At 72.6% G+C, this 11682-nt stretch carries 13 protein-coding genes; 5 read left to right on the top strand and 8 right to left on the bottom strand.

All coding sequences use genetic code 11. From position 1 onward, the window contains the following. Positions 1-36 precede the first annotated feature (36 nt). Positions 37-807: a type I methionyl aminopeptidase gene (gene map / locus JQN84_RS22725; RefSeq protein WP_204960548.1), complete on the bottom strand. Its 771-nt coding sequence runs from the start codon at positions 805-807 to the stop codon at positions 37-39. 66 nt (positions 808-873) lie between these two features. Between map and JQN84_RS22720 the strand changes: the two genes are divergently transcribed. The 3 genes from JQN84_RS22720 (at position 874) to JQN84_RS22710 (ending at position 2557) form a co-directional block, all read left to right on the top strand. Next, a complete protein-coding gene (locus JQN84_RS22720) occupies positions 874-1164 on the top strand; it encodes a helix-turn-helix domain-containing protein (RefSeq protein ID WP_204960547.1) in 291 nt (96 codons plus the stop codon). Positions 1165-1285: 121 nt separating this feature from the next. Next, complete coding sequence (locus JQN84_RS22715; protein ID WP_281897014.1) at positions 1286-1780, top strand: ATP-binding protein; 495 nt, start codon at positions 1286-1288, stop codon at positions 1778-1780. A gap of 60 nt (positions 1781-1840) precedes the next feature. Beyond that, the gene (locus JQN84_RS22710) at positions 1841-2557 is read left to right on the top strand and encodes an HD domain-containing protein (RefSeq protein ID WP_204960545.1); all 717 of its coding nucleotides are present in this window, start codon (positions 1841-1843) and stop codon (positions 2555-2557) included. A gap of 98 nt (positions 2558-2655) precedes the next feature. Here the strand turns inward: JQN84_RS22710 and JQN84_RS22705 are convergent, their stop codons facing one another. The 3 genes from JQN84_RS22705 to JQN84_RS22695 all read right to left on the bottom strand — a co-directional run bounded on the left by JQN84_RS22705 (position 2656) and on the right by JQN84_RS22695 (position 5099). Then, entirely contained in the window at positions 2656-3096 is a 441-nt protein-coding gene (locus tag JQN84_RS22705) for a barstar family protein (RefSeq protein ID WP_204960544.1), read from the bottom strand. 61 nt (positions 3097-3157) lie between these two features. Then, positions 3158-3550 (bottom strand): ribonuclease domain-containing protein, encoded by a 393-nt coding sequence (locus tag JQN84_RS22700; protein WP_204960751.1) that lies wholly within the window; start codon positions 3548-3550, stop codon positions 3158-3160. A gap of 286 nt (positions 3551-3836) precedes the next feature. Next, positions 3837-5099, bottom strand: a complete 1263-nt coding sequence (locus JQN84_RS22695; RefSeq protein WP_307821397.1) for a cellulose-binding domain-containing protein — start codon at positions 5097-5099, stop codon at positions 3837-3839. A gap of 394 nt (positions 5100-5493) precedes the next feature. Between JQN84_RS22695 and JQN84_RS22690 the strand changes: the two genes are divergently transcribed. Beyond that, the gene (locus JQN84_RS22690) at positions 5494-6546 is read left to right on the top strand and encodes a hypothetical protein (RefSeq protein ID WP_204960543.1); all 1053 of its coding nucleotides are present in this window, start codon (positions 5494-5496) and stop codon (positions 6544-6546) included. Positions 6547-6726: 180 nt separating this feature from the next. Here the strand turns inward: JQN84_RS22690 and JQN84_RS22685 are convergent, their stop codons facing one another. The 4 genes from JQN84_RS22685 to JQN84_RS22670 all read right to left on the bottom strand — a co-directional run bounded on the left by JQN84_RS22685 (position 6727) and on the right by JQN84_RS22670 (position 10959). Then, the gene (locus tag JQN84_RS22685) at positions 6727-7581 is read right to left on the bottom strand and encodes a hypothetical protein (RefSeq protein WP_204960542.1); all 855 of its coding nucleotides are present in this window, start codon (positions 7579-7581) and stop codon (positions 6727-6729) included. 386 nt (positions 7582-7967) lie between these two features. After that, entirely contained in the window at positions 7968-8258 is a 291-nt protein-coding gene (locus JQN84_RS22680; RefSeq protein WP_281897002.1) for a GntR family transcriptional regulator, read from the bottom strand. A 61-nt stretch (positions 8259-8319) separates the two neighbouring features. Further along, positions 8320-9057 carry a VOC family protein gene (locus JQN84_RS22675; protein ID WP_204960541.1) on the bottom strand — a complete coding sequence of 246 codons (738 nt, stop codon included), beginning with the start codon at positions 9055-9057 and terminating at the stop codon, positions 8320-8322. A gap of 99 nt (positions 9058-9156) precedes the next feature. Continuing rightward, the gene (locus JQN84_RS22670) at positions 9157-10959 is read right to left on the bottom strand and encodes an ABC transporter ATP-binding protein (protein WP_204960540.1); all 1803 of its coding nucleotides are present in this window, start codon (positions 10957-10959) and stop codon (positions 9157-9159) included. Between the two features lie 164 nt (positions 10960-11123). On the opposite strand from JQN84_RS22670, the gene JQN84_RS22665 reads away from it, so the two are divergent. Further along, positions 11124-11516 (top strand): MarR family winged helix-turn-helix transcriptional regulator, encoded by a 393-nt coding sequence (locus JQN84_RS22665; protein WP_239486028.1) that lies wholly within the window; start codon positions 11124-11126, stop codon positions 11514-11516. Positions 11517-11682 lie beyond the last annotated feature (166 nt).

The raw sequence follows: 11682 nt of genomic DNA, 5'->3' as shown, positions 1-11682 counted from the left end.
CGGGCCGCGCCGTCCGTCGGCGCGGTCCGACCGGGGTCACCTCGGCAGGGTGAGCACCTCCGCGCCCTCGGGGGTGATGGCGATGGTGTGTTCGCTGTGTGCCGTGCGGCAGCCGGTGGCGCTGCGCAGCGTCCAGCCGTCGGCGTCGGTGACGAGGGTGGCGGTGTCGGCCATGATCCAGGGTTCCAGGGCCAGCAGCAGCCCGGGACGCAGCCGGTAGCCGCGACCGGGCCGGCCGGAGTTCGACACGTGCGGGTCCTGGTGCATGGTCGACCCGACGCCGTGCCCGCCGAACTCGGTGTTGACCGGGTATCCCGCCGCGTGCAGGACCGTGCCGATGGCGTGCGAGAGGTCACCGACGCGTGCGCCGGGGCCGGCGGCGGCGATCCCGGCGCGCAGCGCCCGCTCGGTGGCGTCGATCAGCGCGACGCTCTCCGGGGGGCGGATGTCGCCCACCAGGAAGCTGATCGCCGAGTCGGCGACCACCCCGCCGAGGGAGACGGCGAGGTCGAGGGAGAGCAGGTCGCCGTCGGCGAGCTGGTAGTCGTACGGCAGCCCGTGCAACACCGCGTCGTTGACCGAGGTGCAGATGTAGTGGCCGAAGGGTCCGCGGCCGAAGGACGGCGCATAGTCGACGTAGCAGGACGTCGCCCCGGCGTCGACGATCATGCGCTGCGCCCAGGCGTCGATCTCCAGCAGGTTGGTGCCGACCACGCTGCGGCTCCTGAGTGTCTGGAGGATCTCGGCGACCAGCGCGCCGGTGTCCCGTGCGCGCCGCACGTCGGTGGGGCTCAGGATCTCGATCATGCGGCGCCTTCCGTGGACCACCAATAATTATCCCGGCCATGTTATCCCGGTACTAGAATCGCAGCCATGGTCAGGCTGCCGCTCACCCCCGCAGAGGTCGCCCGCGGGCGACGCCTCGGCGCCCTGCTGCGTCGCGCCCGGGGACAACGGTCGATGCTCGGCACCGCGCTGGCCGCCGGGCTGTCACCGGAGACCCTGCGGAAGATCGAGTCCGGCCGGGTGGCCACCCCCGCGTTCCCGACCATCGCGGTGCTCGCCGACGTCCTCGGCCTCTCCCTCGACGCCGTCTGGTCGGAGATCAACCAGTCCGACACCGGGCTCGTCGTGCCCGGCCCCGGCGAGCGGCTGGCCTCCTAGCCCCGCCGCCGGGCGTTGCGCCCAGGGGCGGTGCCCGGCGGCGGGCCGGGACAGGGAGAATGGCCGGGTACGGTCGGGCTGCCGACCCCGGGCGACGATGATCAGCGGGAGGTGGACCCGGGTGGCCGGTGGACGCGACGTCGGGGCGGACCGGCCCGATCCGGCGGCCGGCCCGGCACCGCATGTCGACCCGGCAGCGTCGGCCGGTATCACCGCCGACGGCGCGCCGTCGGCGTTCCGGACGACACTGGCCGCCGATCCGGCCCAGCTCTCCCCCGCCCGCGAGGCGCTGCGGGCGTGGCTCACCGGGGCCGGGGTCGACGAGGCCGACGTGGAGGTGGTGCTGATCGCCGTCGGGGAGGCGTGCGCCAACGCCATCGAGCACGGCTGCCGGTTCGCGCCCGGGACGAGCGTCACGGTGTCGGCCCGGCTGCGCGCCGGGCGGCTGGAGGTCGAGATCCACGACGCCGGCGGCTGGCGCGCGGGCCCGTCGCAGGGACGCGATCGGGGCCGGGGACGACTGATCATGACCCGCTTGATGGACGAGGCACAGCTCGACGGCGGCCCTGACGGGACGACAGTTCGCCTGGTCAAGCACCTTTCCGGCCGGCAATGAGGCCGTCACATGCCCGACGACGGGGTCGGACCGACAGTGAAGATCGGCTATAAGTAGGCGATGGAGTTCCCGCCGTACCTCGCCACCATGCCGATGCACGCGATCACCGAGCTGCACGGCGAACCGGGCCTGCTGGCCCGGTTCCGGCTGGAGTTGCCGGCCTTCGCCACGGCCGACCGGGAGCGGCTGGTCGAAGCCCTCGACCTGGCCGCCGAGCTGCACCGCGACGACCGGCGGTCCCGCGAGCCGTACCTCAACCACCTGCTGCGGGTGGCGATCCGGATGATGCACCACTACCAGGTGCGCGACCCTGACGTGATCGTCGCCGGACTGCTGCACGACGCGGTGGAGGACCACCCGGGCGAACTGGCCGGCGCGGGCGCGGCCGACCCGACGGCGGCGGCGCTGGCCGCGCTGGCCGGCCGGTTCGGCGACCGGGTGGCCCGGCTGGTCGCCGCGGTCACCAACCCGGTGTACGACCCGGAGCGGGACCCGCACGTGCAGTACCGCGAGCACGTGGCGGCCAGCCTGGACCGGGAACCCTGGGCCCGGGTCATCAAGATCTCCGACTTCACCGACAACGGGGTGGGCGTGGTCTACGCCGTCGGACCGAAGGTGGCCCGCTCGGCGGCGAAGTACCGGCCGCTGGTGCCGGTCTACCGGGAGCTGATCGCCAGGCCGGACACCCCGCTGTCGGCACCGGTGAAACGGCACATCTTCGCCCAGCTCGACCTGGCCGAGGAGCGGTTCAGCGCAATCCTCGACCAGCCCAACTGACCCCGCCCCGTCGCGACGGTGGACCGGTGACGCCGGGCCGGGGGCGGGGCCGCGACGACGGGTGGACGCGACGGCGGGCCGGGTGGCGGCACGGACGCTCAGCGCACCGCGCCGCCGGGTGGGACGGCCACCCCGCCGCCACCGAGGACGGCGTGCAGCCGGTGCCGCAGCTCGGGCAGTCGCTGCGGGGTGTCACGCAGCAGCAGACAGACCGGCTCCCGGGCACCGGCCGACACCCCGCCGACCACGTCGAGCAGCGTCCCGAGCTGACCGGGCGGCTCGTCGGCCAGCAGCAGGCCGGCGTCGGTCACCTCCAGGGTGAGCGGTCCGGCGTCGAGCCGGTCGGCCAGCACGTCGGCGAGCGCATCCCAGGTACGACCGAAGTAGCCGGGCAGGTCGAGCACGTCGGCGAGCGCGTCGAACAGCGCGGGGCGGGTACGGGCCGCCGCCCCGGCCACGGTGACCGACGGCGTCGGATGCCCCGACGGCCGGGCCTCGTCGGTCACCCGTAGCCAGCCCGGCTGGCGCTGTCCGGTCATGGTGCATCCTCCTGCTCGACGGGGCGGGCCGGCGGACCGGCCCGCCCCGGGTGGTCCTCGGTCAGATCCGGTAGAAGTTCGCGTAGTGGTCGGGAGAGAACCAGGTCGCCCCGCTGCTCTTGTTCACCACGATGCGGTACGCGTCGCGCGCCGCGCCGGAGACCCGCGGGTAGACGTCGTACTCGTAGTAGGTGGCACCGGCGGGCAGCTGCCCCTCGTAGTTGTAGAACTGGCCGCCGGCGAAGTTCGACAGGCCACCGCTCCAGCTGTACCAGCCCCGGCTGGTCGGGAATCCCTTGGCCGACCACCCGGAGCGGGCGGTACGGGCGTCCGCGCAGCGGGACATCGTGCAGGAGCCGTAGACCGCCGCCGACGCGGAGTCGGTCAGCCTCGGAGTCACCACGGACGGTCCGACGAGCAGCGTGGCGACCAGGGCGGTCAGCAGCGCGAGGATGCCCGGGACGCGGCGGGCCCGGGGGCGCGGGGTCGGAGCGGTGGCGGGGGTGACGGGGTTCGCGGGAGTGCTCAACGGGTCCTCCGGGTCGCGGGGGCCGACAGGAATGCATCGATCGAAATGGTTGTCCCGATCAGCCACATTCTGGCGGGAGGCGAGCCCCGCCGACCAGAGGTCAGCCTGGCAACCGTGGATGAACGCACCATGATCGGCACGCCACCGCCGGCTGAAATGCCCGGTGCACGCGGGACCGGGCGGCCCGGTCGGCCACCCGGTCCCGGTCGGGTCAGCAGCCGATCCGGCTGGCCCCCAGGGCGACGTCGTCGTACCAGAGGGTGTCCGCGCCCTCGCCGTAGCTTTCCCAACCCAGCTTCAGGTCGGTCAGCCGGGGACGCCAGGTGCGGTTGTACCACTGGCTGTCGATGTCGTGGGTGGGCGTCCCGTCGGCGGTCAGCCCGGTGACGGCGACCCCGTCCAGCCAGGTGCGCAACTGCCCCTGGTTGCCGTCGACCATGAATTCCAGGCACGTCCACCGGCCGGTGGGCAGCGGCACGCTCAGCGCCACCCCGGACGGGCTCTGCTCGGGCAGGGTCGCGTCGTCGGAGGCCCGGTTCCACTGCAACGCGGCGTTCTGGCCGCCCATCCGCAGGTCCTTGTTGCCGTCGGCGGCGTCGGTCATCGCCATCATGGTGACGTGCTGGGTCGGCAGGGCGGTGGTGTGGCGCAGCCAGATCCGGCCGTACCGGACGGTGCCGACCGCGCTGAGATCCTTGGTGGAGCGCACGAAGACGTGGTTGCAGTAGCCCTGCGCGCCGTCGATGCGCAGCGAGCGGCTGCCGCTGTGCGTGGTCGCCGTGTCCACCGAGGCCCGTCCCGTCCCGGAGCAGTCCGGGTTGACCACGCTCCAGTCGCCGGACGGCGTCGAGCCGGTCTGGTTCTCGAAGCCGTCACAGAGCACCGCACCGGCACACCCGGCCGGCGGCGGCGTGGTCGGCGGCGGGGTCGTGGGGGGCGGGGTGGTGGGCGGAGGCGTGGTCGGCGGAGGCGTGGTCGGCGGCGGGGTCGTGGGCGGAGGCGTCGTGGGCGGCGGGGTCGTGGGCGGCGGCGTGGTGGGCGGAGGCGTGGTGGTCGGCGGCGGAGCGCCGTTGCACGGTACGCCGTTGAGCGTGAACCCGGTCGGCGCGGCGGAGCCCGAGGTGCTGGTGCCCTGGACGCCGAACTCGGTGGAACCACCGGCCGGGACGCTGCCGTTCCAGGCGGCGTTGCGGGCGGTGACCGTCGTGCCGGCCTGGCTGACCGTGGCGTTCCAGCCACCGGTGATCCGCTGCCCGCCCGGGTAGGACCAGGTGACGGTCCAACCGCTCAGGGCGGTGTCGCCCGGGGAGACCCGGACGTTGGCGGTGAAGCCGCCGCTCCACTCGTTGGGCTGGTAGTCGATCCGGCAGCCCTGGGCCGCCGAGGCGGTGCCGGCGAGCACGGTGGTGACGGCCGCGGCCACCGTGGCGGTGGCGGCCACGACGGCGGTGATACGGGTACGGGAGATCCTCACAGGGGTCCTTCCGGCTGGCCGTCGGTGTGGACCGACGGCGCGGGAGCAGTGACGTCGCTCGCGCGTCGACGCGCCGTGTCGGCGCGTGGACAACAGCCCGGCTCAGGCCAAACAGCCGCCCGGCAACCCAGCGGCACCCGAACCCAATGTAGTGATGGTTGCCTATGGAAACAAGTCCCGGTGATCAGCCGCGGGCCACCGGTCGCAGCCCGGCGCGGGAAACCGCCGCCACCCCGCCAGCACACTGTCGAGTTCCTGTCATTGACACACCCGTATAGATTTTTTGAAGATTTGCGGTGCCTCGGCGGTCCGGCGGTGCCCGAGCCGGCCGCCCGAGCGTAGGAACCCGCCGGTTCCCGAGAGATCCGACAAGAGGACTGCCGTGCTGCAAATAATGCTCTGCGGTGCATCCGACACCGACCGGATCAAAGGCCAGTTCGTCAGGATCGTCAGCGACTACGGCGCAGAGCCCTGGCACTACCAGTCCGGCCGTGTCCTCCATCTGAACATGGCCGGGGCGAGCTGGGCGGGCAACTCCCGTTCCACCGTGCAGAACGCGGACCTGTGCGTCTTCGTCATCGTCGAGAAGTACGGCTCCATCACCTGGGAGACGGAACTGCGCACCGCGCTGCTGGCCGGCAAGCCGTTCCTGGTCTTCTGTCTGGAGGACACCTACAAGGCGTATCTGACGCTCAGGAAGAGCGTCGCCGACCTCTCGACCCTGACGAACCCCAACGAGAAGCGCCTCGTGGAGATCATCCGAGAGTTGGAGGGCGACAGGCAGTTCACGGTGATCCCATTCTCCTACGACCTGTTCGGCGAGGAGTTGCGACGACAACTGGCCACGTTGTTCGGACTCTCGCTGAACCGTCTCGAAGAGCGGAACCTGCGCAGCCTCGCCGCGCGGATGTTCGGCGATCCGGCTCGCCTCACCTCTGCCGACCTGGCCGTGGCGGCGACGATCGCGATCGACGAGGTCGAGGAGAAGGGCCTGCGCAAGCAGGCGGTACGCGCACTCGCCGAACGTCGGGCAGCCGACGAGGAGACGGTGTTGAGCCTGTTGGGAAGTACCGAACAGGGCGTCCAGCGGTTGACTCTGCAACTGCTGCCCGACCTCTACACGCCGCGTCCGGCCGAGCCGGACTTCCTCGAACAGTGCGTCCGGGTCGCCAACAGCTCCGATGATGTCGGCCTCGCCCGTCGGCTCATCCCGTCGCTCCTGTCGTTGGACCTGGCGGGGGCGGTCCAGGCGTTGGCCGAGCTGGACCTGTCCGAGGTCGGCTCGCGACGGCGGCTGGCCACGGCGCTGGAACAGCACGAGGCCGACATTCGTCGGCTCCGGCTCACGGCGGAGGTCCGTGCCCTGCTCATCCGGTGCCTCGGCGGCACCGACGAGTCGGACTGGAAGGCACGGTGCAAAGCATTCAGCGACCGGCTCGGCTCCTGAGCCGCCCCTACCCGTCTGCCGGGCCGATGCCCTGAGCAGCCGACGAGGAAGGTGCCTGCGGCCGTGCCGCGAGACCGCAGACACCATGGCGGCCGGGCGTTGCCCACGGCGTCGACCGCGCTGGCCGGCCCGGCGGCGGCCAGCGCCGGCGCATCGGCGGCCCGGGGTTCCCCACCGGCGTCAGCGGCCGGCGGAGAGGCTGGCGCAGTCGGTCTCGTCGGGCAGCAGCGGGCGCAGGGTGACCGCCCAGGGCTTCCCGCCGGAGGTCCACGCCGTCGCCGCGTTGGCCCTGCCGGCCGCGTCGATCAGCTGCTTCACGGCGTCACCGGTGACCGTCACACACCCCAGGTCGAGCCCCGCGCCGAGGCTGGCACCGGGCAGCGCCGGACCGGGCCAGGCCACCCTGGGCTGCTTCGCGGTCTCCGGCGTGGCCACCCAGGGCGCGGCCACCGCTGCGATCGCCGTCGGCTGGTACGACTGCGTCGCCGCGTTCCCCGGGTCGGTCAGCTTGTCGGCGAAGGTCCGCAGTTTCTCCCGGGCTGCCTGCTGGGCGGGGGTCAGGCCGGCCTCGGGACCGGTGGCCTCGCCCAGGGCGTAGACCTCCAACTGCTCGCTGCCGACCGTTTCCCGGATGGTGAACCGGGTGGTGGTCACGTCGGTGATCGTCGGGGTACCCACGTCGACGGGGCTGCCCACCCCGGCCGCGCGGGCCTGCTCGACCAGCCTGGTCACCTCGGCCGCGCTGACCGTGCGGACCTGGAGGTTGGGCAGCGCCGGGCCGGGATAGCTCAGGATGGTCGGCCCCTGCGTGATCACCCGTCCGTCGCTGTAGACGCTGACGGACGGCAGCCGGGTCACGTTCGTCTCGGGTCGCACGAAGCCGCCCGTCTGGTCGATCCGCAGGACCGCCACGTCGGCGGGAAGAGTGAGAGGGGCCGCATCGGGTGCCACGCCCGCCCCGTCCTGTCCCGCGCAGGCAGCCGTGAGCAGAACCACCGGCACGACCGCCACCCACACACCTCGAAATCTCGTCATACCCCTTGGACGCCCCCCGACCCCCCACGGCTCCCCCCACTTTCCCCAAACCCCCCACACCCCACCCCCACCCGCCCCACCCGCCCCGCCACGCCCCGTTGATCAAGAGGTTTACGTCAACTTTGATCTTCAACGTGACGTAAACCTCTTGATCAACGGAGCCGATCGACGCGAACGCCCCCTGCAGGCAGAGCCGGACCGCAACAGCCCCCAGAACGCCCCTGCTGTTGGTGATCAAGAGGTTCGCGTCACGTCAAAGATCGAAGTTGACGCTAACCTCTTGATCACTTGACGCAAAGCTCTTGATCACCGGGCAGGGCCCGGGGGGGCGAGGGATCGGCGACGAGGGCAGGGCGTGCAGGGGCGGGTGGGGGTGGGGCGCCTGGTCAGGGTTCGCGTCTGCAGAGCTTCGGGTCGGCGATGACGATGCCCTTGCCCCGGTGCCGGCGAATGACACGCAACGCCTCCAGCCGCACGTGGACCAGCTGGATGGTGGACGTGCCGACCTTGTCATCGGCAGCCATCTTCGCGCTGGAGGGCAGCGTGTCGTCTGGCTTGAGCCTCTCGCCCCGGACCCCGGACATGGGATCGTCGGCGATGCGGATGTCATCGGGGAGATCCTCGTCCGACTCGCCGGCCTGCGTCCCGCCTCCGCCCCGGCACAGGCGGCTCGGCACCCCCGGGGTCGCTCCCGCCGCGCCTCCGGTCGGGTCGGGCTCGGCACGGCGGCGGGCCGGGTCAGGCTCCCGGCGCGGGTTCGGGAACCTGCCGATCCGGCTGAGGTTGACGGTCGGGCTGGGGTTGACGGTCGGGCTGGGGTTGACGGGCCCGCAGGAACGGGCCCAGGCCCGTGCCGTCCTCGGTGGCCAGGAACGCGCCGCGCGCGGTCAGCAGCGTCTCGTCGGCGTGCGCCATGCAGCTCCACGCCGTGTCGCCCCACGAGTCGGCGAGCTTGACCTCGGCCGGCTCGGTACAGGGCTCACCGCGCGGGCCGCCGATCTGGCAGCGGGCGGGTGCGCCACCCCGTCGGCCGACCGCCTCGGCGGCCTCCCGGATCAGCGAGAACCGCGCCTCGCCGCCCGCCTGCGGGTCACGCTCCTGCTGCGGTACGGCCTGCCGCTGCCCGAAGGCGACCACGTTGCCGTCGGGGTCGGTGACCCGGCACTCGCCGCCCGGCGCGTGCTGCGGGTAGCCGGCCTTCTCGACCTGGTGCCCGGCGGCGGTGAGCCGTTCGGCGGTCGCCGTCAGGTCGTCGACGTACAGGTAGACCAGCAGCGGCAACTCCACGGTGACCAGGCGCGGGGTGACCGCCGCCAGGAGCAGCGTCAACTCCCCGCACCGCAGGTACGACCAGCGCGATCCACCGTCGCCGCCGGCCCGGATCTCGGTGTAGCCGAAGTTCTCGTAGAACTGTCGGGCCGCGTCGGCGTCCGCCACGTACAGCACCGGCACCTGGGCCCGCACACCATTTTGCACGGCGTCACTCTAGTCACCGATGATCGGCGACTCGCGTCTTGCAGATCGGGTTTCTCTACCCCACCGGGTCGCTCCTGGTCACGGCCCTGCCCGCCCGGGTCAGCCGGCCAGGGTGGCGTACCGGCCGGCGCGGGCCAGCAGCGTCTCGTGGGTGCCGGACTCGACGATCCGGCCGTGGTCGAGCACCGCGATCTGGTCGGCGTGGCGCACCGTGGAGAGCCGGTGCGCGATGGTGATCACCGTACGACCCTCGGCGAGGGTGTCGAAGGCCCGTTGCACGGCCCGTTCGGTCTCGGTGTCCAGCGCGCTGGTCGCCTCGTCGAGCACCAGCACCCGGGGGTCGCGCAGCAGCGTACGAGCGATCGCCAGGCGCTGTTTCTCGCCGCCGGAGAAGCGGTGGCCCCGGGAGCCGACGACCGTGTCGTACCCGTCGGGCAGGGCGGCGATCAGGTCGTGGATCTGCGCGGCGCGGGCGGCCTCTTCCAGCTGGGCGTCGGTGGCGTCGGGGCGCGCGTACCGCAGGTTTTCCCGGATCGTGGTGTGCAGCAGGTAGGTCTCCTGGCTGACCACGCCCACGACGGCGGCCAGGTCGGTCAGCCGCAGGTCGCGCAGGTCGACGCCGTCGATGGTGATCCGGCCGGCGTCGGGGTCGTGCAGCCGGCTGACCAGGGCGGCGAGGGTGCTCTTGCCGGAGCCGGTCTCGCCGACCAGGGCGAGGCTGGTGCCGGCCGGGACGTCGAGGCTGATCCCGGCGACGGCGGCGGTGTCGCTGCCCGGGTAGCTGAAGGTGACGTCCTCGACGCGCAGGTGACCGCGCACCCGGGCCGGGTCGATGGGCACCGGCCGGGCCGGATCGTCCACCTCCACCGGCAGGTCGAGGTATTCGAAGATCCGGGCGAACAGCGCCAGCGAGGCGGTCAGCGTGACGCCCACGTTGAGCAGCCCCATCAGCGGCCGGAACAGCCCGCCCTGCAGGGCGGTGAAGGCGACCAGGGTGCCTATGCTGAGCGTGCCGGCGGTACCGGGCAGCCCCGCGCCGAGATAGATGACCGCCGGGATGGCGGCGAAGATGATCGTCATGGTGGCCATCCGCCACCGGCCGGCCAGCTCCGAGCGCAGCTCCAGGTCGACCAGCCGGGCCGAGCTGGCGGTGAACCGGTCGATCAGCGCGCCGCCCGCGCCGAGGGTCTTGCTGAGCTGCACGCCGCTGATCGACAGCCCCTCCTCGATGGTGACGTTGAGGTCGGCCAACTCCCGCTGGCGCTGGGCGGTGATCTCGCGGCGCATCGCGGCGACCCGGCGGGTGAGCCAGATGGCCGGCGGCAGCACCACCAGCGAGACGAGGGTGAGCCGCCAGGACAGCGCCACCATGGCGACCAGCGTGGCGACCACCGTGGTCAGGTTGGACGCGATCGAGGTGGCGGTGGAGGTGACCACGGTCTGCATGCCGCCGATGTCGTTGGTGATCCGCGACTGCACCTCACCGGTGCGGGTGCGGGTGAAGAACGCGATCGACTGCCGGTGCAGGTGGGCGAAGACGTCGGTGCGCAGCCGGTGCATCACCAGCTGCCCGACCCGGGTGGAGATCCAGGTTTGCGCTACGCCGAGCACGGCGGTCACCGCGGCCATGGCGATCATGCCGGCGACCAGCCAGACCAGCAGGGTCAGGTCGCGCTCCGGCAGGGCCCGGTCGATCACCGCCCGCAGCAGGAACGGCGAGGCCATCGCGACCACCGACGACACCACGATGATCGCGGTGACCACGGCCAACTGACCACGGTACGCGGTGAACAGCCGGCCGATGCGGCGCAGCGAGACGTTGCGGGCCTGGGACTTCTCGGCGGCACTGACGGTCCGGGGGGCGCCGCCGCGGCCCTCCCGGTGGGTTGGCGTGGTGTCCAAGGGGGTCCTTCTTCCGTCCGGGGATGTTTACTGAGGTTACCTCATCATGAGGGAACAACAGCGACTCCTGCTACCGTATTCCGGTGACCGGCGCGACATCCGACCCGCCAACCGATCCGGCCGCACGCTGCGCCGGGCCACCGACCGACCCGGCCGAGGAGAGCCTGGCCGAGCTGTTCTGGGCGGTGGCCCGTCGGCTGCGTCACCAGTCCCGACGTACCCTCGAACCCTGGGACGTCAACCCCGGCCACGCCCGCGCCCTCGCGGTGCTGACCCGGCACGGCGCGATGCGGCTCAGCGCGCTCGCCGAGCACCTGCACATCGCGCCCCGCTCCACCACCGAGGTCGTCGACGGCCTGGAGGAACGCGGGCTCGTCGCGCGCCACCCCGACCCGGCCGACCGGCGGGCGACCCTGGTCGCGCCGACCGACGAGGGAACCCGGGTCGGCGCGGCCATCCGGACGGCCCGCAGCGCCGAAGCGGAACGCTTCTTCGGTCACCTCTCCCCCACCGACCACGCCGACCTCACCCGCATCCTGCGCACCCTGCGCGACTGACTGCGCCCCGCGTCACCCGCTCCACCCGACCCCGACACGCCCTGCCCAGCTCGACCCGGCCCACCGACCCCTGCCCGACCAAGTGGCGGCCGACCCAGCCCCACCCGGCCCAGCCCTGCCGACCCAGCCCGGCCGACCCAGCCCAGCCCGAGTAGCGGCCGACCCC

This window comes from Micromonospora humidisoli (assembly GCF_016900955.1).
In the GTDB taxonomy this organism is placed as follows: Bacteria; Actinomycetota; Actinomycetes; order Mycobacteriales; family Micromonosporaceae; genus Micromonospora; species Micromonospora wenchangensis.
This window is presented reverse-complemented; position numbering and strand designations above follow the sequence as displayed.

Bases quoted from the DNA above. Each gene is read 5' to 3' on its own strand.
- map (WP_204960548.1), bottom strand. From the start codon at position 807: ATGATCGAGATCCTGAGCCCCACCGACGTGCGGCGCGCACGGGACACC.
- JQN84_RS22720 (WP_204960547.1), top strand. From the start codon at position 874: ATGGTCAGGCTGCCGCTCACCCCCGCAGAGGTCGCCCGCGGGCGACGC.
- JQN84_RS22710 (WP_204960545.1), top strand. From the start codon at position 1,841: ATGGAGTTCCCGCCGTACCTCGCCACCATGCCGATGCACGCGATCACC.
- JQN84_RS22705 (WP_204960544.1), bottom strand. From the start codon at position 3,096: ATGACCGGACAGCGCCAGCCGGGCTGGCTACGGGTGACCGACGAGGCC.
- JQN84_RS22690 (WP_204960543.1), top strand. From the start codon at position 5,494: ATGCTCTGCGGTGCATCCGACACCGACCGGATCAAAGGCCAGTTCGTC.
- JQN84_RS22685 (WP_204960542.1), bottom strand. From the start codon at position 7,581: ATGACGAGATTTCGAGGTGTGTGGGTGGCGGTCGTGCCGGTGGTTCTG.